Origin of the sequence: Paracoccus litorisediminis, from assembly GCF_009711205.1 — a bacterium.
GTDB classification, from domain to species: Bacteria; Pseudomonadota; Alphaproteobacteria; order Rhodobacterales; family Rhodobacteraceae; genus Paracoccus; species Paracoccus litorisediminis.
In genome coordinates this window covers 54,160-75,934 of the sequence record NZ_WMIG01000019.1, presented here as the reverse complement: position 1 = coordinate 75,934, position 21,775 = coordinate 54,160, and the positions used below count along the sequence as shown (strand labels likewise).

Below are 21,775 nucleotides of genomic sequence, written 5' to 3'. Positions count from 1 at the left end.
TCGAGTTTGAGGCCTGAACTTTTACCCATCTTTCAGAGCGCGGCGTCCGGATCAAACAGAAACCGGCATGTTTTAGCGTCCGCGGGTGTCAGGCGCGGTTCCTCCTGTCGCGCAGCATCGGCATTCGATGTATATTTGTTCGCTTAATGTTCTGCGCTATTTCATGTATAGGTAGGATGAGGAACGTCTCTCTTGTGCAATCTTTACTCCCAGACGAAGAGCCAAGACGCGATGCGACAGGTGTTCGCGATGTGCTGGAGCCCGGCGAGGACCTGATCGACGAGACCGGGAACCTCCCTGCCCTTTCGGCGATCTGGCCGGATTATCCCGCGCCGATCATTCGTCGTCATCCCGATGTCGGATGGCAGTTGGCCATGGCGCGCTGGGGCATGCCGACGCCGCCCGCTTATCTCGAGGGCAAGCGGACCGATCCGAGGGTCACCAATATCCGCAATCTCGGCTCGCCGCATTGGCGGCGCTGGCTGGGGGTCGAGCATCGGTGCCGTGTGCCCTTCACCAGCTTCTCGGAACTGGACGCGCGTCCCGGCGCGCCGCGCAACCATCCAATCCGGTTCGCCCTCGGGGCGGAGCGGCCGCTGGGATTCTTTGCCGGCATCCGCACCGAATGGACCTCCGTCCGCAAGTTGAAGGAGGGTGAAGTCAGAGCCGAACTCTTCGGCTTTCTGACCTGCGCGCCCAATCGCGAGGTGGGGTGGGTCCATCCCAAGGCCATGCCGGTGGTGCTGACCCGGCCCGAGGAGTGGCGCATCTGGCTGACCGCGCCAACTGATCAGGCGCTGCGGCTGCAACGGCCACTCGCCGATGGGGCATTGGACATCGTTCTGGAGGGGGCGCGTGAAGATGCCGCATGAGAACCGCCAAGCGGCAGATCCGCTGGCCCTTGCTCCGGCCCGGGTCCACGAGGCCGAGGGTCAGGGCCGCAGCAGTTTCGCGCTGTTCCAAGCACTGCGCCATCCGGGGCCGATCTTCTGGGTGCTGCCGCAGCGTGAACCTCACCGCCCCCTGCCCGACGGTCTGCCACCGGGTGTTGCCGAGCGCTTGCACCTCATCGAGACCCGGACCGAGACCGATCTACTCTGGGCCATCGAAGAGGCGCTGCGCAGCCCGGCCAGCGGCTTTGTCATTGGCGAGCCCGGCAAAGCGCTCAACCTGACGGCCGGACGGCGGCTGCAGCTGGCGGCCGAGGCGGGCCGCACCACCGGCCTTCTGTTGATCCGCGAGGGCCATGGCTGCAATGCCGCCGAGACGCGCTGGCATTGTGAACCGGTCGCCGGCCCGGCGGACTCGACTCGGCATCGCTGGAGGCTTAAAAAGAACAAATCAGGAACTTTTGGGATGTGGGCCGTGCATTGGGATGGCGCGTCGGCTGTTTGCGATCTGGTTTCCGAGGCTGGCGAGTGAGATCAGCCTGCGGACCCGCCCCTTGGCGGGGCCCTTTGCCCTGACGCATCGCGCGGGCAATGCCGATCACCTGCGCTGCCTGAACGCCGAGGCCGAGGCGCGCGGCCTTTATCGTGGCATGGCGCTGGCCGATGCCCGCGCCATCCTGCCCGAACTGGCCACCCGCCCCTCTGATCCCCCGGGCGAGATCGCGGGGCTGAAGCTCTTGCGCCGCTGGGCCGACCGCTACTCGCCCCAGATCGCCACGGATGGCGAGGACGGGCTGATCGCCGATATCACCGGGGTCGCGCATCTTTTTGGCGGCGAGGAGGAGTTGCGAGAAGACCTCCAAGCCCGGCTGGCCCGGGCGGGTCTGAGTGCGCGTAGCGCGATCGCCGGATCGCGCGGCGGCGCGCATGCGCTGGCCCGGCATGGTGACGGGATCGTGCCCGACGGGCTGCTGGCGGAACGGCTCGGCCCCCTGCCCGTCTCGGCGCTGCGGATCCCGCCCGCCACGGCCGAGGGGCTGGCCCGGATGGGGCTGGTCCGTATCTCTGACCTGATCCCCCTGCCCCGTGCGCCGCTTGCCCGTCGTTTTGGACGCGAGTTGGTGCAGCGGCTCGACCAGATGCTCGGCACCCTGCCCGAGCCGGTCGGGGCGGAACCCGAGCCGCCGCATTTCGGGGTGCGGATGAGCCTGGCCGAACCAATCGGCCTGACCGCGGATGTCATGGCCGGCGTCGAGCATCTGCTGGCGTGGCTTTGCGACAAGCTAGCAGCCAATCACATGGGCGCGCGGCGGCTCTGCTTCGAGTTGCACCGGGTTGACAAGGAGGCCGTCACCATCGAGATCGGCCTTGCGCGGGCGATGCGCGAGCCCAAAGCCATGGCCGCCTTGTTCCGCAAGCAGGTGGACGAGGTGGATTCCGGTTTCGGCATCGATGCCCTGCGCATTGAGGCCATTGTCACCGAACCACTGGCTCCGCAGCAAATCGGCGATATGCGGATCACTCAGGCGGATGAACTTTCCGACCTGATCTCGCGTCCCGGCAACCGGCTGGGCTTCGAGCATGTGCTGTGCTTCCTGCCCGTGGAAAGCCAGCTGCCCGAACGCACGTTCCGTCTGGTCCCGCCGCCTATAGCGCGCCAAGCCCCCTGCCCCACAGGCCGCGCCCGCGGCGTCCCGTGCTGATCTTTCCGCCAGAGCCTATCCTCTCCGCCTCGGGTCACCCACCCGCCCGCTTCCGCTGGCGGCGCATGAAGTTTACCACGCTGCGTGCCGCAGGACCGGAACGGATCACCCCGGATTGGTGGCAGGACGATCCGGCCTGGCGCAGCGGCACGCGCGACTACTGGCGGATCGAGACCTGCGAGGGGCCGCGGCTCTGGCTCTTTCACACGCCCATGGCGCCCGGCTGGCAGATCCAGGGGACCTTCCTGTGATGGATTATGCCGAGCTTTGCGTGACCTCGAATTTCAGCTTTCTGCGCGGCGCCTCGCATCCCGAGGAACTGGTCACCCGCGCCGCCGAACTGGGGCTTGCGGCCATTGCCATCACCGACCGCAATTCCGTCGCGGGCGTCGTGCGAGCCTTCTCGGCGCTGAAGGAATTGCAGCGGCTACGTGACGAGGCTCAGGGCGAAGGCCCCGAGATCCGCTCGCGGCAGGTGACCGATCCTTCCAGCCGCCAGCGGATCGCCGCAGCGCCTTTGGAGGGACTGTCATCCCCGGTGGATACGCCCCTGCCCCGGCTCATTCCCGGCGCGCGCCTTGTGCTGACGGACAGCGCCGTCGAATGGCTGGCCCTGCCGATCGACCTTGCCGCCTGGTCGCGACTGACGCGGCTGCTGTCCTTGGGCAAGCGCCGCGCGCCCAAGGGCGAGTGCCACCTGACCCGCGCGGACCTCTTGGATTGGGGCCAGGGCATGGTGCTGATCGCCCTGCCCCCGGATATCCTGGACACCGACGCCCGGGACCAGAACAGGGCCGATCTGCGCCAGGTCGCGCGGGCCTTTGCCGGGCAATGCCATCTCGGTGCCGCCCCCTTCTATGATGGCCAGGATCAGGAGCGCTTCAACCGGCTGGCGGAACTGGCGCAGGTGACCGGCCTGCCCATGGTCGCTTGCGGCGAGGTGATGATGCACCGCTCGGCCCGCCGGCCGCTCGCGGATGTGCTGACCTGCCTGCGGCTCGGCTGCACCATCGACAATCTCGGCGAGAACCGCCTCGCCAATGGTGAACGCCGGTTGAAGTCCGGGGCCGAGATGGCCTGCATGTTCCACCGTTACCCGGCCGCGCTCCGCCGCAGTGCCGAGATAGCCAATCGCTGCAGCTTCCGCCTTGACGAGCTGCGCTATCAGTATCCTGACGAGGCCCTGGACGGCGAGCCGGCGCAGAACCGGCTGGAGCGCCTCGCCCGCGAAGGCCTCGCCTGGCGCTATCCCAAGGGCGCGCCGCCGAAGATCGTGACGCGGGTCGAAAAGGAATTGCGCCTGATCCGCGAGGTCGATTACGCGCCTTACTTCCTGACCGTGCATGACATCGTGACCTATGCCCGCTCGCAAGGCATCCTGTGCCAGGGCCGCGGCTCGGCGGCATATTCGGTGGTCTGCTACCTCTTGGGCATCACCGAGGTCCCGCCGGAAACCATCACCCTGATCTTTGAGCGCTTCATTTCCAAGGAACGCGGCGAGCCGCCGGATATCGACGTCGATTTCGAACATGAGTGCCGCGAGGAGGTCATCCAGTGGATCTATGACCGCTACACCCGCGAGCGCGCCGGGCTGACCGCGGTGGTGATCCATTTCCGCTCGCGCGCCGCGATCCGCGAGGTCGGCAAGGTCATGGGCCTGAGCCAGGACGTGATCGCGCGGCTCGCCGGACAGATCTGGAGCTGGTCATCCGCGGCGCCGGACGAGGACCGCTTGCGCGACGCGGGCCTCAATCCCGGCGACCGCCGCGTCGCGCTGGCCACGCAGTTGATCGCCGAGATCATCGGCTTTCCGCGCCATCTCAGCCGGCATGTCGGCCGCTTCGTCATCGCCTCGACGAGCTTTTCCCGATCGAGAATGCGGCGATGGAGGATCGCACCGTCATCGAATGGGACAAGGACGATATCGACGCGCTGGGTCTTCTCAAGGTCGACATCCTGGCGTTCGGGATGCTGACCGCGATCCGCAAGGCTTTCGGGCTGATCAGGGACCATCACCGCGAGGACTGGACCTTGGCGAATATCCCGGCCGAGGACCCGCGCATCTATGACATGCTCTGCCGCGCCGATGCTATCGGGGTCTTCCAGGTCGAGAGCCGGGCCCAGCTGAATTTCCTGCCGCGCATGCAGCCGCGCAAATTCTACGATCTGTTCTGTGAGGTCGCCATCGTCCGAACCGGCCCGATCCAGGGCGGCATGGTTCATCCTTTCATCAACCGCCGGCAAAAGAAGGAACCGGTCGAGGACTTGGGCCCGGCGATGATGGAGGTGCTCTGCCGCACCTATGGCGTGCCGCTGTTCCAGGAGCAGACGATGCAGATCGCCGTTGTCGCAGCGGGTTTTTCGCCGGCCGAGGCGGACCGGCTGCGCCGCTCGCTTGCCACCTTCAAGCGCATGGGGACGATCGGTTCCTTCCGCGACCGCTTCATCGGCGGCATGCTGGCGCGCGGCTATGACGCCGAATTCGCGGCGCGCTGCTTTGCCCAGATCGAGGGCTTCGGCTCCTACGGCTTCCCGGAAAGCCATGCCGCGAGCTTCGCCCGGCTGGTCTATGTCTCGGCCTGGCTCAAATGCCACCACCAAGCGGTCTTCACCTGCGCGCTGTTGAACGCCCAGCCGATGGGCTTCTACGCGCCCGCGCAACTGGTCCGCGATGCCCGCGACCACGGCGTCGAGATCCGCCCGGTCTCGGTCAATCACTCGGACTGGGACTGCTTGCTGGAACCGCGCGGCGATGGCAGCCTGGCGCTGCGGCTGGGTTTCCGGCAGATCAAGTCGATGCGCGAGGAAGACGCCGCATGGATCGGTGCCGCGCGCGGCAATGGCTATCCCGATGTCGAAAGCCTCAGGCGCAGGGCAGGGATTCATCCCGACGGGCTCGAGCGGCTGGCCGAGGCGGACGCCTTTGCAAGCCTCGGGCTGAACCGCCGCGAGGCGCTCTGGCAGGCCAAGGCGCTGCGCGCGGCGAAGCCTTTGCCGCTGTTCGGCCTCGACGGGGAAGGGGGCCTGGAGCCGCAAGTCGATCTGCCGCAGATGACGCTGGGCCAGGAGGTGATCGAGGACTACCTCGCGCTGCGCCTGTCCCTGCGTGCCCATCCGCTCGAGATCCTGCGCCCGAACCTGCCGGAAAGCCTGCCGCATGCGCGGCTGGCGGAGGCGCGGGGCAGGGTGGCCGTGACCGGCCTCGTCATCACCCGCCAGCGCCCCGGCACCGCCTCGGGCGTCATCTTCCTGACCCTCGAGGACGAGACCGGCGTGGCCAATGTCGTCGTCTGGAAAACCGTCTACGAGGCCTTCCGCAAACCGGTCATCGCCGGCCGCCTGCTTCGCGTCACCGGCCGGATCGAGCGCGAAGGTGCCGTCACCCACCTCGTCGCCGAACATATCGAGGATCTTTCCCCGCGCCTTGGCATCCTCGGCCGAGAACTCAAGATCGGCGCGGAAACCGAAAGGGCAGGGGAGAATCTGCGGCCCGGCAGGCTTGGCAGTCGAACCGCCGCCCGGCATCCCCGCGAGCAGGCCAAGAAGCTGTTTCCGAGCAGAGATTTTCATTGGGACAAGAATGTCATCCGCGGATGACAAATCACGATGTCATCCACGGATGACATGGTTGGGCTGCAGTTAGTCGATTGAGAAGTTTTTCCGTGGAAAAGGAGGCTGCACGCTGACCAAGTGTTACCGCGTAGAAATAGGCAGCTGGATGTTTGATACGGTCCGCACTTTCCAGGATAGCCAAAAGTGTCGTTCCAGTCTTCTCAGGTCCGTTTTGATGTTCGGCTTTGGCATAGACTGCGCCAGAGATTCCAGCCCACGAGGCTAGCTGTTGCAATTGCTCGAAGATCTCGCGCCAAGTGGAAAGCCCTTTGGAGAGCCATTCGCTGGATGTGGGGCAAGCTTTTCTAAGCTTTTCGAGAAATTCGCTTGGATGCTTCGATCCTGTGTCAGGGCGTACAGATGACGTATCTTTATCAATATCGTTTTCTTTTGACTTATGATGATGCCCGACAAAATGACGGTTGCTGGCCGACAAATTCGTTGTTTTGGCGAGGCTAGTAGCCTCTTCCGAGACCACCTCCTCAGGTGAGGTAGAGGAGGTCTGCAACGCATTCAAGAGTTCGTTGAGAGCCTCGACTGACTGATCTCGCCTCAGGAAAAGCCGCAGCTCGGCTTCTCGGCTCGGGCTGAGCGCAATTTCATCACGATTTGCAAGGCGTTTGAGGATTTGCTGTCGCAGCATCGCGACATGTGCCGCGCGGTGCCTTTGGGCTTGGGCCGCCTCTGCAATTGGAGAGGCCTGCTCAATGAGCGGGGATAAGTCGAAGCCGTAGCTAAGGGCCATCTCGGCAGAACGGCGCATCCTGAAGCGTTTGCCATTGGAACTGTCGTTGCGGCGCACCAAGCCGGCTTCGCAAAGCTCTCCGACATGCCGTTGGAAAGTGCGCTCGCAAAGGCCATTCAGACGCTCAAGGATAGTGCGGTTTGATGCGAAAACGATCATTTCTTCGTCGCCTTCGGGCAGGAAAGTTAAAAGGGCGGCAAGGGTCGTCAGATGTCTGGCCTTGAGCCCATAGGCACTGCGTGCATCCCGTAAGTCGCGGAATACGGCCCACCAAGAGCTTGCCTGCCGACTTGAGGCGGTTGCAGGTGCGGCGACGGCGAGATTTCTGGCTAGCTGTCTCATGACTGTTCTTCAGGACCACCGCTGGGCCATGAGTATCCGCTGCCCTCCAGCGGAATCACCGCAAAAAGGGCATAAAAGACCAGTCTGCCAATCTGGCAGTTCTTGACCATTCAAGGGAAAAGCTGCTAAAGCTGAATTACCACATACAGCTTAGGGCTCTCCGGAGGATACTCTGGGGGGCTCTTATTTTTTGGCGGTGACTTTCTGCTCCTTTGTTAATGGGTTGCCTGCAAGATCACTCGCTTGGCTTTTGTCTGTTAAGCCATTTCGAGTGAAGCTCCTGCATGAGGGTGTCGGCATTTTCCTCGACCCACGCGCAGAATTCGGGCGCTCCCTTCCCGGAGAAGGCAAGGAGAACATCTTGGCCAGTTCGCTTTACTCGCCCAAGCCTCGTGCCATCAGCGGCAGCGATCATTTCATCCGATGTTTTGTCGGCGGCGTGAGCGGTTGGTTTGGTCTTTGAGGCGGCCAGGACAATTTCAAAGCGTCGGTCGCTGGAGAGCTCTTTCGACAGGCGGGGCTGAGCCTTCGAAAGCGCTGCCAAGAGGTCGGTGCTTGACTCGCGGGCGAGGTCAGCCAGTTCCATCCAGCGGCGACGCCCGATGTCATGGGCAGGACCGATTGCTTCGATGACAGTCAGTGGAATTGCCTGCTGCACAATGCTCAGCAAGGACAGTGCTTGCCGGCTAATACCCAGAGCGTCCTGTATCGTACCGCTCTCGTAGCCCGCGTCCCGCAGAGCGCCGACGAAGATCGCCTTTTCGATGAAGGATGGGTTGAGGCGAAGGCTGTTTTCTTGACCTTGCGCGACGATGGATGCGGTATCGTCAAGACTGCGGACAAGCGCTTTGACTGGAACACCAGCGAGGCGGGCCGCGGCAAGGCGCCTCCGACCATAGACCACGCGATATCGGTCAGGTTCGCTAGTGGGGCGCACCAGAATCGGAACTTGCTGGCCATGTTGTCTTATGCTCTCCGCAAGGGCCTGGATGCCCTCCACCTCAAGGGCGAGCCGGTCCTTCGGCCCGTCCTCGATAATCGAAGACGGGTCCAAATCCCGGACAGAGTTCGCGCTCATTTCCAGAAGGCCACCGCGCAGCGCGCGAGCAGAACGGTTTCGAGGCTGACCTAGCTCGTCTCCAGCTGACGGATAAGAGTCAGAGACGATAGGGGAGGGCGTGCCAGCCTTGATCGTATCGAATAGCTTCCGTGCCATTAACGAGCCCAAACTTTCTGGATCGCGACCTCAAGCTCGTCTGCAACCGCATTCACGCTGTTTCGGGCTCGATCGAGCGTCGTCCGCACAAGTTGCTTTGGATCAACTTCATATATCGTCTGATGGGTCATGCCCGCATCACTGATAGCCGTGGATTTAAGCATGGGATTGACCATCACCAGGCTGCCCAGAAGGTGGCGCAGGTAGCTCGACATCTGTGTCTGCGGCCCATCCGAGGGCTCGTAGCGTGTGATCAGAAATTTGAGGAAATCCCATTCTTGCGATCCCCCGGTGCTTTCATTGATCGCACGCATGGTTTCGGCCGCTAACTTGAGAAACTGGCTCATGCTCGCGATGTCCAGCATCCCAGGGACAACGGTCACGAGAAGCCCGTTGGATGCCGCCAAAGCAGTCAGGGTCGTGAAGCCGAGCTGGGGCGGGCAGTCAATCAGAACAAGGTCATAGTCATCCCGGGCACTCAGCAGCGCTTCGGTCAGGCGGACCGCAAACAGCGAATGGGCAGCCCGGCCCATCGCGTTCTGGCTGAGCGCGTTTGCCGTCTCGGTCTCGTATTCGGCTAGGATCAGACTGGCAGGCGCAATGTCGAGATTCGGGAAATAGGTCTTGCGGATGACCTGCTTTAGGTCTGCGCGGCGAATGCCGGATGCGGGGTCCTCATAAGCCAAGGCATCATAGATCGTGAACTCGCCATCCTTTTCGAAATCCAGTTCCGGACGATAGCCAAAGAAGGTCGTCAAGCTGCCTTGCGCATCCATGTCGATGGCGAGCACGCGATATCCCCGCAAGGCATAACGCTGAGCCAAATGGATGCAGGTGGTCGTCTTCGAACTCCCACCTTTGAAATTCACTACCGAAATGACCTGCATTTCGTCGCCATCGCGGCGACCGGGTTTGTATGCTTCGCCGTTCTTGCCGGTGCGAAACATGATGTCCCGGATTTTTGCAATTTCCTCGGCGGAGTAAAGCCGATGCCCGCGCGCGTCAGTCTCGACCTCGGGGAAGGAGCCGTCCTTGTGGCGAGTTCTCAAGTTTGACGCCGTGATGCCGGTATATTCCGACACCTCGCCAGCAGTGAACTTGCGTAAGGTCTTGCGTTCTGTTGGCCGATACGCGCGCCGCATCTCCTGATCAAGCGATGCTGCCAGAACGTCCGAATAGTGACTGATCATGTCGACATCGACACCCAGATCATCAGACGATGTGCTGCTCAGATCGTTCATCAATGCCCCGCTCTGTCGGCCGTTTATGGCTCTTCGTGAGTAGTTGACGCTGATGAGGTCGAAATTACCCTTTTGAGCGTCGGGACAAGAAATGACATGCAACCATTGGTCAGGCAAACATTATTTTGAGGACCATGAGTGCAAGTTGGACGATCAATCGCGGCGTATACATTATAACTATATGTTTTTGCGGATTAAAAGTTGAAGCCGTCGTCTCTGAAGGCGATGAGTAAGCTCGGCAAGTAATTGGCAAATCCGTGACGTGCGTAGCTTTGCCACTCCCGACGCTAGTGCCGATTCGGATATCGCTCACCTCCCTTAGGCTCGCGGGGACCCCAACCCGACTACTTTATGTCCTGTTAACGCAAGCCGCTGGCACCCGCACTGCACAGCATCCAGATGACGGAGACGCTACCGACAAAGACGCCGAGGGGCGTGAGTAGGCGGAGTTAGACCCATTATGTCAAACGCACGCATCAATTGACAGATCAATTTATGTGTGTATATTTAATTCTATGAAGCTTGAATGGGATGAGACGAAGCGATCCAACACGCTGCAAGAGCGCGGCTTGGATTTCGCATCGGTGGCAGATGCCGAATGGGATGCCGCCCTGACCGTCGAAGACGATCGCGCCGATTATGGCGAGGCCCGCTTTATTAGCCTTGTCCCCATACAGGATCGGCTATGCGTCGTGGCATGGTGTGTGCGCAGTGATACCCTACGTGTGATCAGCCTGCGCAAGGCAAATGACCGAGAAAGGAGACGCTATGAGCAAGACCAAACCCCTGATCGACGCTGACGGCGAGGTGCCAGAACTGGGAGACGCCTTTTTCACTAAGGCCGCGCGGGGTCGCCCGAGCATGTTGCCGGATGATCGCAAGGTTCGGCGGAATTTCATGTTGGATCGCGAGATTGCCGCAAAGCTGGATGCGGTCGGTAACAAGAGCGCCTTCGTAAACGAGCTCCTACGGAAGGCCCTCGCGAGGGCGGGATAAGCAACAACTATTTATCAGGACAGTAGGGTGGGCTGACGCCCGGTGTCTGGGCTGGGCAATTGGAGGTGCAGTTTAGCAGCCGCGGTTGCGAGGATGGGCTCACCAGTTCTATGCCACGGTGATTGAAGCCGCAGACGGAGCGGCCGCCCGGATCGCACCGGGGGTCGAAAGCCGGCACTGGATCTTCGCCGTATGGCGTTCGATTCTATAAGTGCCGCGATCGGGATGTGGGAACGCTGGCGCCGGTTCGTTTCTCACAACCACCCGGCGACTCTTCCCTACCATAACAAACCGCGAACTTTTGGGAACGGGTGTTATGTGGTGCAATCAGGGGGAGAGCAGACTGCGCGAGGGGGCCCGCAAGCTTGCCCACCGTCCTTCTGAAGTCTGGCCATTCAATAGGCGAAGTCTCAGGCGACCTCATCGAAAATGTTTCTGGCGAGCTTTCCGCGACGACTGCTTTCATCAACGGCCACCTCTCACACAGGAACCCATCCAACAGCCCCACAGCTTTGGCCGGCTCTCTGAACTTTAATAGCAAAGATTGTCATCATTGCTGGGCGCGCACGGTGGAGCAGCCTCGATGGCAACGATGAACGTCTCTATCCCCGACCCAATGAAGACCTGGGTCGAAGAGCAGGCTCAAGGCGGCCGCGTCAGCAATTCCAGTGATTATGTGCGCTATTTGATCAGGCGTGACCAGGACCGGTCCCAGGCAGTGGAGCAGCTGCTAGCCGCTGTCACGACCGGTGTTGAAAGCGGCCGTGACAGACCTTTCGATTGGGATCGTTCAAGGGTCGCATGCGCAGCCGACATGAGCAGTGAGTGCCTCTGCGTCCTGAAGCTGACGCCTGAGGTCGAAGCCGATCTGGAGGCGCCAAGCTGGATCATGCTGTCCTTCAGCAGCAAATATGCCTTTGCGCTCTATCCGCCGCGCCCCGACAAATTTGTTACACATTGATCGCGGGTGGTGTAAAATTATGCTTGGGCGAGGAACCGAGAAAGGTAGAGGTCGATGAGACATGCTCCTTTTGTCGCAGCAGTGGCGATCGCCACGCTGGCGGGGGGTGAGGAGATGGCATCCGGTCAGGCGTTTTCGCTGGGAGAACTCTACGTCAAGAGTTTCGGAGGCGCGACCTGGCCGTCGAGCTTTGACTCCGCCCTCACGGAGGATGGGACGCAAATCGCCCTCCCCAGCTTCGATCATGACACCGGGTATACCTTGGGCGTCGCGGTCGGCGCGGCCGTCACGCCGAATATCTCGATGGAGATCGAATACGCCTACCGCAACGCCGACTTCACCGTCACAGACCGTGACGAAGGCGACCGGACCGACGGCGACACCTCTGCCAACGCTTTCATGTTCAATGCCCTTTACATGTTCGACGGCATGGGTGCGAGCGGGGCGATGCGGCCCTATCTCGGCGGTGGCATCGGCGGGGCCAACGTGGAGATGAGTGCCGGCGGCCAGGATTTCGACAGCGAGACGTTGTTTGCCTACCAGTTGATCGGCGGTGTCAGCTACGAACTGAACCCCAATGTAAGCCTCTATGCCGAGGGACGCTGGTTCGAGACCGAGTCGGGAAAGTTTGACGGCCCCGACGAGGAGAGCTTCGACGGCAAGTTCGAGACCTTCGATCTTCTCGTCGGCATGAGCTATGCCTTTTGACGAAAACTGACGGACGGGCGCCCGGCCTGCATGAGAACCTGATTCAAATATCTCCCTTGAAATCGCAGTGTCTTGCGAGTCGCGGTGCGCCTGATGCTTGCGTTTAGGGTTCGGGCCCCTGAGCTGTCCACCGATCGCTCCCAATCCTTTGCCAACCTGCGGAATCGTCCGAGTGATGCGAATGTTCGCTCGACGACCCATCGATGCGGCCAAACCTCGCATCCTGTCGCCGTCAATCCGGGAATGAATGCGATAACCGGCAGTTACTTGGCTGAAGCGCCCCGGGTTTACCGTAGAGTTTGTGGTTCAATGACTAGGCTGCTTTTTCGGCGGCGATCAAGCTTGTGTAGAATGCCTCCTCAGCTTCGTTCGGGGTTACGTAACCGATGGCTCTGTGCAGGCGCGTCTTGTTATACCAGTCGACCCATTTCAGGGCTTCCCATTCGACCTGACCAACCGATTTCCAAGGGCTGAGACGACGTCGGTGATGACTGGGATCACAGCATCCGGATAGAGGAGGTCAACGAGACCGTCCCGGGTGTGACCTATCCGCGGCTTCTGAAGGTCAGCGGAGCCTGCCCACCCGAGGACGCCGGTGGTGCCCTAGGCTAAGAGGAATTCCTCCTAGCCCTCGCCGATCCGGACCACGAGCAGCACGACGATATGGTTCGCTGGTCAGGTTGATCATTTGATCCCGAAGATGCCTGTAGCGACAGCATAGTCGAACGCCTTGACCGGCTCGCGAAAAGATGGGCTCCCCGGCCCGCCAAACCCAAAGCGCCCATGGGCGCCCCCTGAGCATCGCAGCCGCGGCCTGCGCCGGATGGTTACGTCAGGAGACACGGCGGTTTCTCGCGTGGTCGAACACCCGGTCTTGCAGATATGCTGAACAAAGTGCCTATTCAAATTTCCGGAGGCTGAGTGGGACGCCGCGCTCGCCAAAAACAAACGTCAGTTCGAAATCCTATCGTTTAGTGGACCACCCTATCGGGGCAGGCGAAGTCGGCGGATATCTCGTAACCTTCATCACACGACACAAGCTATCCAACTGGCTTCTAATGATGAATCCCTGAAGGGATTTGTACAACTGACCCCACGGATCCTAGGTGGATAAACCGCCCCTGATGTAATTGCATCACTTCCCAACTATCCATCTCCAGCCTAGGGTCTGATTCGTATGCTAGGCATTTTGTGCTTTTTTTGATCGGGGAGCGGGCAGATGTCTCAAGCTCAGTCGAGGAGCCTCTACTTGCTTTCAGGTCGTTGTCTGCGCCGCGGTCTCGCGGCAGGCCTGATGCTGTCTGCAACCGCCCCACCATTGCTGGCACAGGACGCCCTGACCTGCGGCAACCCGCATGTGGTTGCCAGCGGCGAGACGCTGAGCAAGCTCGCCACACGCGCCTATGGCGACGCCAATCTTTACGGCCTCATCCTTGATGCAAACCGGGATGTGCTGGGCGGCAAACCGGAAAGCCTTGCGGTCGGAATGACGTTGAACATCCCCTGCGCCAGCGGTGCGCAGGGTGCGACGCCCTCACCGGCGATGCAGGCCGCGATCGCGGCCGAGGGCACGCTTTCGCCCGACGAACTCGACACGCTGTTCGGGCCGGTCGCGCTGTTCCCGGACCAGTTGCTGACCCCGACGCTGGTTGCCACGACCTTTCCGCTGGACGTGGCCAAAGCCGGAAACTTCGTCGAGGACAATGCCGACACGCCCGACAAGGAACGCGCCAAACTGGCTTCGGCCGAGCCTTGGGATGACAGCGTGCGCGAGCTTGCCGCCGGCTTTCCCGACGTGATTACCCGCATGAGCGACAATATGGACTGGACCGAGCAGGCTGGTGAGGCCGTGGTCGGACAGACCGACGACGTGCTGGCCTCGATCCAGCGCCTGCGGGGCAAGGCCGAGAAAATGGGCTATCTTGCCGATAGCCCGGTCCAGAAGGTCGAAAAGGTCAATGACAAGATCCAGATCGCCCCGGCAGATCCCGGCGTGGTCTATGTCCCGACCTATGACAGCAATGTGGTCTATTCGACCCCGATCCCTGCCTCGACCGCGCCCAATTACCACTATGGCTACAATTACGGCTATGACGACGGCACCGACTGGGACGACATTCTGGTGACCGGCGGCGTGCTGCTGGGCGGCGCGGTAATTCTTGACGAGATCTTCGACGATGATGATTGGGATGGCTGGGATGTCGATGACGATATCGACTGGGATCGCGGCGACATCACCATCGATCGCGGTGACCGCAATATCGACCGGGGCGATATCAATATCGACCGCGACAAGGTCAACATAGACCGCGACCGGATCGGCGGCGGCGAACGGGTCAGTATCGGTGCGGCCAATCGCGCCCAGATCGACCGCGGCGATGTCCGTCAGGCCGTCGGTGACCGGGCAGGCAACCGGCCGAACCAGAAGCCGCTGGCCACTCCGGCAAACCGCGATGCCGCCAAGAAAAAGATCGAGGCGCGCAAGGCCTCGGGGGCGAAGCCCGCCAATCTCAAGGCCGCCAAGAAAAAGACTGGTCAGGCCGCCGCGAACCGCAAGCAGCCGGTGCGGCAGGCCAAGCCCGCAGCCAATCGGCCTAGCGCGGGCGCACGCCCCTCGGGGCAGCGCGCGAGCCATGCGTCTCGGCCTTCGGCGCAAAAGATGCCCAAGGCGCGCGCCACCCAGAGCCGTCCGAACGCGTTCAAGAAACCCAGCGGGCCACACCCCTCGGCGGCAAGCCAGCGCGGGCACAGCAGCATGGGCGGCCGCGGCGGCGGTCGGGGAGGAAGAAGATGAAACGCATCATTTCCACACTCGCCCTGCTCATCGGCACGGCACCGGGTGCCTGGGCCGCGCCGCAATATTTCGACACGCCCGAGGCCGCGGTCACGGCACTTGTCACGGCACTTGAGGCCAAGGACAAGGCGGCGGTCCTGCAGATTTTCGGCCCCGAGGCCGAAGACGTGGTCTCCACCGGAGACGCCGAAGAGGATCGCGTGGTTTGGCGCGAATTCCTTGACGACATGCATGCGATCCACCGGCTGGAACCTGCGGGCGACGGCCGGATGACGCTGCTGGCCGGGCGCGAGATGTGGCCCTTTCCCGCCGATCTGGTCAAAGGCGATACCGGTTGGAGCTTTGACGCCGAAAGCGCGCGCGAGGAGGTCTTGGCACGGCGCATCGGTCGGAATGAGCTTGAGGTCATCGGCCTGCTGCGCCGCGCCCATGAGGTTCAGGCAAGCTTTCGTCAGACCGATTATGACGGCGACGGGGTAATGGAGTTCGCCGCGTCGATTCTGTCCACGCCGGGCCAGCATGACGGGCTTTTCTGGGCAGAAGACCCCGACTCGCCGCCCAGTCCCTTTGACGAAAGTCTTGCCCGCGCCAATTTCACCGGCTTCAGCAGCGACGGAGAGGACCGGGAGCCCGAACCCTATGAGGGCTACTATTTCCGCATCCTTCAGGGTCAGGGTCCGGCGGCACCCGGCGGGGCCTATAGCTACATGGTCAATGGCAACATGGTTTCAGGCCATGCCATCGTGGCCTATCCCGCAGCCTATGGCGACAGCGGCATCATGAGCTTCATCGTGGCCGAACCCGGCATCGTCTATCAGACCGATCTGGGCGAAGACACGCTGGAAAAAGCCGCAAAGATTGAGCTTTTCGACCCGACCGAGGAATGGGCACCGGTGGAATGACAGATCATTCGTTGGACGGATCGGTATACAGGATCCAAGACCGCAGAAGGTCATAAAACACTGCCAAAACCACCGGTCCGAGGAACAACCCAATCAGCCCAAACGACAGGGTGCCGCCAATCAGGCCTAGAAAGATAACAACCGCCGGTGTCGAAAGCCCTCGCCCCATCAACATGGGTTTTAGCACGTTGTCCATGAAGGTCAGCGGAAGAAGCAAGGCCGTCAACAGGATGGCCTGCCCTGCCGACATAGTCAGCCAGGCCCAAACCAAAACGGGAAGTACGACCAGCGCAGGCCCTATCTGCAGGATACATAGAATAAGGATCACAAAGGCCAAAAGGCCTGCTCCGGCCACACCAGCCAGTTGCAAGACCACACTGATCAGGATCGATTGCAGCAAGGCAATTCCTACGACTCCTCGCGAAACATTGCGGATCGTCTGAGCTACAATTTCCACGAATTGTTCGCCGCGTGGCGCAAGGATGCGCGTGGCAAGCATTCGCCCCCAGACGGAAAGGCCCGGGGCTGCCACAAGAAGTACAGAGGCCAGAAGGATGGACAGGATGAAGCGTACCAGATCCAGCCCGATCTGCGAGAAGAGCCCGAGCAAACGTGCTCCCAACGGGGCCACTGCACCGCGATAACGCAGCATCAAGCCTTCTAGATTGGTTGACGCCATCTGCCAAGCCGCCGCGATCGTTTCCCCGACCAGTGGGAGACCGGACAGGCGTGTAGGTATTGGCGGAAGATGCAGCGCACCGCCCTCGATGCGAGCCTTGAGGATGTGAATCGTCTCAACCAGACTGGCGGACAGCGCGGCAATTGGACCGAGGACCACAATCAGCATCACTAGACCTAGCAACACTGCAGCTATCCGTCTTCCGCCCAAACTTCTCGCGAGCCACTCATGCACTGGGGCCAATGCTACGGCAATGACCAACGCCCAGACCAGGATCGGAAGAAAGGGTCGGATCAGCGCGAAGGACAAGTAGATAAACAGACCCAGAAGGCAAAGCCGGATCACGAGATCGGTCACCCGCGCGTCAAACTGTTCCGGCCTGTCCTTTGGGTTGTCCAACCGGCGTCTCCTTGTGGGGCGCGTTTAGAATTTCCAACGCGTTCCCAGCAGCAATGCGCTGATATCCTGATAGTCTGCGCCGGTATCGTCGTCGAATTGGTACTCGCGATAGCCCAGATAGGCCTCGAGATTGTAATCGTCGAATTTCTGGACTGCCTGAATGCCCCAGGATTTCGAATCCGACCCCGAAATCACGTAGTCAGAGCCGTCGAAATAGTCGATGGACACGGCGGTGCTGCCGTAATCGATCAGGTCGCCCGCCCAGCCCAGCTTGATGTAGCCATAGCTGCCATTGTCGTCCCGCCCATCCCCGGCGGCCAGCGTTGCGCTAAGGCCCGTCGGCAGATGCTGGATCGAGGTCGAGGCGACCAGCTGTTCGGTATCGTCGTCATCGTCGCTTTTCCACGCATAGCCGATCCCGGCAGCGGCCTTGTAGACGTCGGTGTCATAGGCATAGCGCAGAGCGACGTCGTAGTAGGTGGCGTCGTCATCCTCGGCCAGAATTTCCTCGCCATAGGCGGCCGAGAAGGTGAAGCCGGAAAACTCGGGTGTGTCATAACGGACGCGGAAACGCCGCGAGCCGTCGAAATCCTTGAAGGTGTCCCCGATCGAAATGCCCGACAGGGTATCGCCATCGCGGAATTCATAGCCGCCGGCGGTATCGGGCAGGTTGGCATAGCCGACAACGCTGGTGCCGGAATTGTCGATCTCGGCCACGCCATCGGTGGCCATGCTGCCCTGACCAATCCAGACCGAGCCGAAGTTCGCAATATAGACCGCCTCGAATTTCCGCAGATCGGTCCTTTGCCAGTCGATCCAGTCGGGATCGTCGATCTGGTTGGTATCCGAGGTGGTCTTGAAGCCCAGCCCGGTTTCAAAATTGAAGCGCAGCTTGTTTTCACCCATCGGCACGTCGACCCAGAAGCCCAGACGGCTGACCGAGTTGCCGTTGTCGACGAAATCGTCAAAGGACTCCTCGCCATCATCGACGCGCTGATAGGTCAGGTTCAACTGGCCATAGAAGGTCGCGGTCGCGCCGGAGGGATGGATGAAGGTCAGGTCCTCGGCCCAGCCCGGCAGCGCGGCAAGGCAGAGACCGGACGTGATGATAACCGTCCTCGTCTTCATGCTGTGATCTCCTCCTCAGTGTTAGTGGCCCTTCAGCACCAGTGTTTGCACCGGCAGCAGAATGGCCTGAATGCGCAGGATCAGCGCATGCACCAGCCCCACCGTGTCGATCGCATGCAGCCCGAAGCGTTTAAATGAGCCTGTGCCGGGATCGTCCAGCGCGTCATGGTTGCTGGTATAGGCATTGGCGATGCAGGTCGCACCTTGGGGCAGCCCGTCCAGAGCGCCTTCGAACAGCGGCTCCATCATTACGGTGATCGTGCCGCCCTGTACCAGGTTTTGCATGTCAAGCAGCTGATCCGTGGGCCGGATCTGACCGGCGGCGATCACGTCCTGAACTTCGGTCACCACCATCGGGATCACCTGCCACGGCTTGGCGATGCAGGCGACTTCACCGATCATGCCGGGTTTCATCACCTGGGATTCAATTTGGCCAAAGCCGGCGACCAAGCCGGTGACCTGCCGCTGCGGCACCAGGATACCCGCCGGGCGCAGCATCGGGTTGACCACATCGCCGGGCCGCAATGCGAACTGCTGGACGATCCCGTCGGTGCCTGCCAGCACAAGCGTCTTGTCCAGCTCGACCTGAGCCTCGTGCAGGGCGGCTTCGGCGCTGGCCTTGCGGGCAGGCAGTTGGAATTCGACCTGAGCCTTCAGCGCATCCCGCGCGGCGATGGCGGCATCGACCATGCCCTGTTGGGTTTCGACCTGCACCTGCGCACGCTCGACATCGCGGCGGGCGACGGCGCTGGAGTTCTGCTTGAGCAGGGCATTGCGGGTCTCATATTCGTCCGTGGCCTGCGCCAGCATCCCTTGAGCCTGCGCGATGCGGCCATCCGCCTCGCGGACCTGGATCTGCGCGACTTTCAGTTCGGCCTCAATCTCGGCCAAGGTACGGCGGTCGGTCTCGACCGCGGCACGCTGGCGCGTGTCGTCCAGCCGGAACAGCGGATCGCCCTGTTTAACGCTTTGGTTAATGTCGACAAAGGTCTCGGCCACCCGGCCATTGGTTTCCGGCAGGATGGTGACCGTGCGAAAGACCGAGGTCGCGGATTTGGTCGAGGGGTGGAAATAGAAGATCGCGGTGATCAGGCTGATGGTCAGCAGCAGACACAACACGATGCCCCAACGCAATTCGTACCAGACGGTGAACAGCGTGATTTCCCGACCAAAGCGTTTGCCTTGGGCAAAGCGGCGATACAGGTAATCGGGCAGGATGGTGACGCTTGAACAAAGCAGCAGTTCCAGCATGGCTCAGACCTCCGCCGGTTTGTCGGCCTCGGCCGTGGGTACGGATTCGGATTCGGGTTCGGGGGGCGCGGGCGGGGCCATGCGGCCCAGTGATTGCGCCATCGAACTGAGCGGCGTGCTGAAATCGGGAACCGGGACCATCGCCAGCAGCAGCCCCGCGATCCAGAAGGCGTGGTTATGGGTGAACAGGGCGATCAGCGCCAGAACCGCGACCAGCTCAAGCTGCACCTTTTGGCCGCGATGGGCCATGTGCTCGGGCAGGGCGTGCAGTCTAAGGTAGAACACCCCGATCCCGACGATGAACAGGATCAGAAAACCCGCCATCCCCACCATGAGCCAGTCCGTTTGTCCGGGCAGGGTAATGAAGCCCGGCAGATGAGGCACCGCCTCGGGATGCAACAAGGTCTCAGTACGAATCTCGATCGCCAAGCAGTATGTCCTTTTTACGACTCCGGTGGCCGGCAGCTTACGGGCGTGACCTCAGTCTAGTGACAATCTGCCGTGGTGCCGAACACAGGTATGTAACTCACTGTTAGTGCGCCGGGGGGCGGCGCAGATGCCTGACGCGTCCCGGCCCGGGATCGACCCGGCCGATGGCGCGTGCGATGGCGGCGATCAGATCGGGATGGATCTGGCGAAAGGTCAGGTCCTCGACCAGACGATCACGCAGGCCGGGAACCAGCCGGTCCGTCTCGGCCAGATAGGCGCGCGCCTCATCAATCCGCCCCATTTCGGACAGCGCCGCGCAACTGGCCAGGTGGAAATGGCCAATGCCGGGGGCGTTGATCGCCAATGCCTCGCGCAATGCCTCGGCAGGCCGGTCGTGCGCAAAATGGAAAAAGAACAGTCCCATCCGGTATTGACCACTTTGCAGCGGATTGCGCAGATAGGCTTCCTCTAGCAGCGGCACGGCGATTTCCCAAACCATCCGCTTGGCATGGCGAAAGCCCAGTTCGGCCATCAACTCGGGGTCATTGGGGTTGAGCGCGCGGGCCATCTGCAGCGTCACCAGCGCGTCCTCGGGCTGACCCAGAAACCATTCCGCCACCGCCCTTGCATGATAGGCCTTGCTGGAATTCGGCGCGAGCCTGATCGCCTCTCGCGCCAGCGACAATGCGCGATCCAGCGGCGCCGGACCGGCCTGATATCCAAAGCGGGCCGCATTGCTGTAAAGCAGCGACAGGCAGGCGCGACCTGCGGCAAAGCCTGAATCGGCGGCAATCGTCGCCTCGAGGTCAAGGCGCAATGGCTCAAACCGCGCCGGATCGAGGGTGCGCCAGTAATCGTGGAAATCCAGCAACTTCTGGTAGCCTGCGAAATGCCGTGGCGCGGCACCACCGGATTCGCGCGCCTGACTGTCAAGGATGCCGTCGCGCAGCGCCACCACGCGGACCACATGGCCGGCGATCTCGGAACACAGGCTGACGATCTGCTGAGGGTCACGCTCAACCCCCAAGGGGTGATCCAACGTCTGCGCCCAGACATAGCGGCCATCCATTTGCCGACTCATCAGCAGATCGGCATGCAGGCGGTCCCTGGACAGGGTCAGCGTGCCCGACAGGCGATAATCGATCGGCAGATCATGCTCCGCCCCACCGACTTCTGCCGTGGCAGGTCCATAGACAAAGAGATCGGTGAAACGGGTCAGGGCCGAAATCACCTGCCGCGTCAGCGTGCGCCCGATGGTCGGACAACTCGCAAGGTCGCCTTCCTGCTCGAACAGTTCGACCAGAATGCGGGGACCGTAATCCTGCAGGGGCTCAATGGCGGGCGGTGCTTTCTGCTCGATCAACGGCGATGCTTCCGCCGGCGACTGAGGCCGCGAGAATTCGGGCACATAGGTGCCCTTGGGGATGGTGATCCGCGCCCCAAGTCGGTCGCCTTCCAGCAGGTAGAAACGCTCGATGGCGCGGCGCAGGCGTGCGGCCTCGATGCGGACGATGGAATCCTGCAGGGGATCGAAATCATCCGGGCGGCCAAAGACGCTGGTCGCGATGCTATAGGCCTTGATCCGCCCCCCCCGGCCAAGCAGGGTTTCCTCGACGACGTGGCGCAGAAAGCGGCGGTTCCTTGCCGAAGCCTGAAAATCCGAGGACGCAAGGATGCGTTCAAGCTCCGCGCGGATTTCTGGCTCAGGGATCGAACTCGGCAACCCGTCTGACATTCCAGTTTTCCCGTTCCAGAACAGACTGAAGTAATATGAAAAAA

Annotated in this window: 18 protein-coding genes and 4 pseudogenes; 12 read left to right on the top strand and 10 right to left on the bottom strand. The window is 61.6% G+C overall.

Annotated elements, in window-relative coordinates; translation table 11 throughout:
* Positions 1–251 precede the first annotated feature (251 nt).
* From GL300_RS21255 to GL300_RS21240, 5 genes and pseudogenes are all read left to right on the top strand, one after another.
* Complete coding sequence (locus tag GL300_RS21255) at positions 252–872, top strand: SOS response-associated peptidase family protein (RefSeq protein WP_246195299.1); 621 nt, start codon at positions 252–254, stop codon at positions 870–872.
* Positions 862–1,422 carry an ImuA family protein gene (locus GL300_RS21250; RefSeq protein WP_155041700.1) on the top strand — a complete coding sequence of 187 codons (561 nt, stop codon included), beginning with the start codon at positions 862–864 and terminating at the stop codon, positions 1,420–1,422. The genes GL300_RS21255 and GL300_RS21250 overlap by 11 nt, the downstream gene beginning before the upstream one ends.
* Before the next feature lie 22 nt (positions 1,423–1,444).
* Positions 1,445–2,593 carry a Y-family DNA polymerase gene (locus GL300_RS21245; RefSeq protein ID WP_343043154.1) on the top strand — a complete coding sequence of 383 codons (1,149 nt, stop codon included), beginning with the start codon at positions 1,445–1,447 and terminating at the stop codon, positions 2,591–2,593.
* 65 nt (positions 2,594–2,658) lie between these two features.
* Positions 2,659–2,844: a hypothetical protein gene (locus tag GL300_RS27330; protein WP_343043153.1), complete on the top strand. Its 186-nt coding sequence runs from the start codon at positions 2,659–2,661 to the stop codon at positions 2,842–2,844.
* Positions 2,844–6,190: pseudogene (locus GL300_RS21240) on the top strand (error-prone DNA polymerase). Before GL300_RS27330 ends, GL300_RS21240 begins: the two are co-directional and overlap by 1 nt.
* A 4-nt stretch (positions 6,191–6,194) precedes the next feature.
* Here the strand turns inward: GL300_RS21240 and repC are convergent.
* The 3 genes from repC to repA form a co-directional block, all read right to left on the bottom strand.
* Positions 6,195–7,292 (bottom strand): plasmid replication protein RepC, encoded by a 1,098-nt coding sequence (gene repC / locus GL300_RS21235; protein WP_155041691.1) that lies wholly within the window; start codon positions 7,290–7,292, stop codon positions 6,195–6,197.
* 235 nt (positions 7,293–7,527) lie between these two features.
* Positions 7,528–8,508: a plasmid partitioning protein RepB gene (repB, locus tag GL300_RS21230; protein ID WP_155041690.1), complete on the bottom strand. Its 981-nt coding sequence runs from the start codon at positions 8,506–8,508 to the stop codon at positions 7,528–7,530.
* Positions 8,508–9,749 (bottom strand): plasmid partitioning protein RepA, encoded by a 1,242-nt coding sequence (gene repA, locus GL300_RS21225; protein ID WP_155041689.1) that lies wholly within the window; start codon positions 9,747–9,749, stop codon positions 8,508–8,510. Before repA ends, repB begins: the two co-directional genes overlap by 1 nt.
* 515 nt (positions 9,750–10,264) lie before the next feature.
* On the opposite strand from repA, the gene GL300_RS21220 reads away from it, so the two are divergent.
* The 4 genes from GL300_RS21220 (at position 10,265) to GL300_RS21205 (ending at position 12,414) form a co-directional block, all read left to right on the top strand.
* On the top strand, positions 10,265–10,549 hold the full coding sequence (locus GL300_RS21220) for a BrnT family toxin (protein WP_155041688.1): 285 nt from the start codon (positions 10,265–10,267) through the stop codon (positions 10,547–10,549).
* Entirely contained in the window at positions 10,518–10,745 is a 228-nt protein-coding gene (locus tag GL300_RS21215; protein WP_155041687.1) for a hypothetical protein, read from the top strand. Before GL300_RS21220 ends, GL300_RS21215 begins: the two co-directional genes overlap by 32 nt.
* A 583-nt stretch (positions 10,746–11,328) precedes the next feature.
* Positions 11,329–11,706 (top strand): type II toxin-antitoxin system ParD family antitoxin, encoded by a 378-nt coding sequence (locus tag GL300_RS27325; protein ID WP_155041686.1) that lies wholly within the window; start codon positions 11,329–11,331, stop codon positions 11,704–11,706.
* A gap of 54 nt (positions 11,707–11,760) precedes the next feature.
* On the top strand, positions 11,761–12,414 hold the full coding sequence (locus GL300_RS21205) for an outer membrane protein (protein WP_155041685.1): 654 nt from the start codon (positions 11,761–11,763) through the stop codon (positions 12,412–12,414).
* 62 nt (positions 12,415–12,476) lie between these two features.
* Here GL300_RS21205 and GL300_RS21200 read toward each other — a convergent pair.
* Both GL300_RS21200 and GL300_RS27525 read right to left on the bottom strand, forming a co-directional pair.
* A pseudogene (locus tag GL300_RS21200) lies at positions 12,477–12,647 on the bottom strand (transposase); the annotation flags it as partial.
* Positions 12,648–12,727: 80 nt separating this feature from the next.
* Positions 12,728–12,874, bottom strand: a pseudogene (locus GL300_RS27525) (integrase core domain-containing protein); the annotation flags it as partial.
* Positions 12,875–12,903: 29 nt separating this feature from the next.
* Between GL300_RS27525 and GL300_RS27520 the strand changes: the two are divergent.
* From GL300_RS27520 to GL300_RS21180, 3 genes and pseudogenes are all read left to right on the top strand, one after another.
* Positions 12,904–13,026 (top strand): annotated as a pseudogene (locus tag GL300_RS27520) (IS1096 element passenger TnpR family protein); the annotation flags it as partial.
* A gap of 682 nt (positions 13,027–13,708) precedes the next feature.
* Entirely contained in the window at positions 13,709–15,208 is a 1,500-nt protein-coding gene (locus tag GL300_RS21185; protein ID WP_170297761.1) for a DUF3300 domain-containing protein, read from the top strand.
* Complete coding sequence (locus GL300_RS21180; RefSeq protein ID WP_155041683.1) at positions 15,205–16,110, top strand: DUF2950 domain-containing protein; 906 nt, start codon at positions 15,205–15,207, stop codon at positions 16,108–16,110. Before GL300_RS21185 ends, GL300_RS21180 begins: the two co-directional genes overlap by 4 nt.
* A 4-nt stretch (positions 16,111–16,114) precedes the next feature.
* Here GL300_RS21180 and GL300_RS21175 read toward each other — a convergent pair whose 3' ends face one another.
* From GL300_RS21175 to GL300_RS21155, 5 genes are all read right to left on the bottom strand, one after another.
* A complete protein-coding gene (locus GL300_RS21175) occupies positions 16,115–17,188 on the bottom strand; it encodes an AI-2E family transporter (RefSeq protein ID WP_155041682.1) in 1,074 nt (357 codons plus the stop codon).
* A gap of 24 nt (positions 17,189–17,212) precedes the next feature.
* Complete coding sequence (locus tag GL300_RS21170) at positions 17,213–18,316, bottom strand: porin (RefSeq protein ID WP_155041681.1); 1,104 nt, start codon at positions 18,314–18,316, stop codon at positions 17,213–17,215.
* A gap of 21 nt (positions 18,317–18,337) precedes the next feature.
* On the bottom strand, positions 18,338–19,567 hold the full coding sequence (locus GL300_RS21165; RefSeq protein WP_155041680.1) for an HlyD family secretion protein: 1,230 nt from the start codon (positions 19,565–19,567) through the stop codon (positions 18,338–18,340).
* A 3-nt stretch (positions 19,568–19,570) separates the two neighbouring features.
* Entirely contained in the window at positions 19,571–19,996 is a 426-nt protein-coding gene (locus tag GL300_RS21160; RefSeq protein WP_211595291.1) for a hypothetical protein, read from the bottom strand.
* A gap of 103 nt (positions 19,997–20,099) precedes the next feature.
* Positions 20,100–21,731, bottom strand: coding sequence for a hypothetical protein (locus GL300_RS21155; RefSeq protein WP_155041679.1), 1,632 nt, complete (start codon positions 21,729–21,731; stop codon positions 20,100–20,102).
* Positions 21,732–21,775 lie beyond the last annotated feature (44 nt).

What these genes read in the sequence shown, in the direction of transcription:
- GL300_RS21250 (WP_155041700.1), top strand. Translation starts at nt 862, where the DNA reads ATGCCGCATGAGAACCGCCAAGCGGCAGATCCGCTGGCCCTTGCTCCG.
- GL300_RS27330 (WP_343043153.1), top strand. Translation starts at nt 2,659, where the DNA reads ATGAAGTTTACCACGCTGCGTGCCGCAGGACCGGAACGGATCACCCCG.
- repC (WP_155041691.1), bottom strand. Translation starts at nt 7,292, where the DNA reads ATGAGACAGCTAGCCAGAAATCTCGCCGTCGCCGCACCTGCAACCGCC.
- repB (WP_155041690.1), bottom strand. Translation starts at nt 8,508, where the DNA reads ATGGCACGGAAGCTATTCGATACGATCAAGGCTGGCACGCCCTCCCCT.
- repA (WP_155041689.1), bottom strand. Translation starts at nt 9,749, where the DNA reads ATGAACGATCTGAGCAGCACATCGTCTGATGATCTGGGTGTCGATGTC.
- GL300_RS21220 (WP_155041688.1), top strand. Translation starts at nt 10,265, where the DNA reads ATGAAGCTTGAATGGGATGAGACGAAGCGATCCAACACGCTGCAAGAG.
- GL300_RS21215 (WP_155041687.1), top strand. Translation starts at nt 10,518, where the DNA reads ATGAGCAAGACCAAACCCCTGATCGACGCTGACGGCGAGGTGCCAGAA.
- GL300_RS27325 (WP_155041686.1), top strand. Translation starts at nt 11,329, where the DNA reads ATGGCAACGATGAACGTCTCTATCCCCGACCCAATGAAGACCTGGGTC.
- GL300_RS21205 (WP_155041685.1), top strand. Translation starts at nt 11,761, where the DNA reads ATGAGACATGCTCCTTTTGTCGCAGCAGTGGCGATCGCCACGCTGGCG.
- GL300_RS21185 (WP_170297761.1), top strand. Translation starts at nt 13,709, where the DNA reads ATGCTGTCTGCAACCGCCCCACCATTGCTGGCACAGGACGCCCTGACC.
- GL300_RS21180 (WP_155041683.1), top strand. Translation starts at nt 15,205, where the DNA reads ATGAAACGCATCATTTCCACACTCGCCCTGCTCATCGGCACGGCACCG.
- GL300_RS21170 (WP_155041681.1), bottom strand. Translation starts at nt 18,316, where the DNA reads ATGAAGACGAGGACGGTTATCATCACGTCCGGTCTCTGCCTTGCCGCG.
- GL300_RS21165 (WP_155041680.1), bottom strand. Translation starts at nt 19,567, where the DNA reads ATGCTGGAACTGCTGCTTTGTTCAAGCGTCACCATCCTGCCCGATTAC.
- GL300_RS21155 (WP_155041679.1), bottom strand. Translation starts at nt 21,731, where the DNA reads ATGTCAGACGGGTTGCCGAGTTCGATCCCTGAGCCAGAAATCCGCGCG.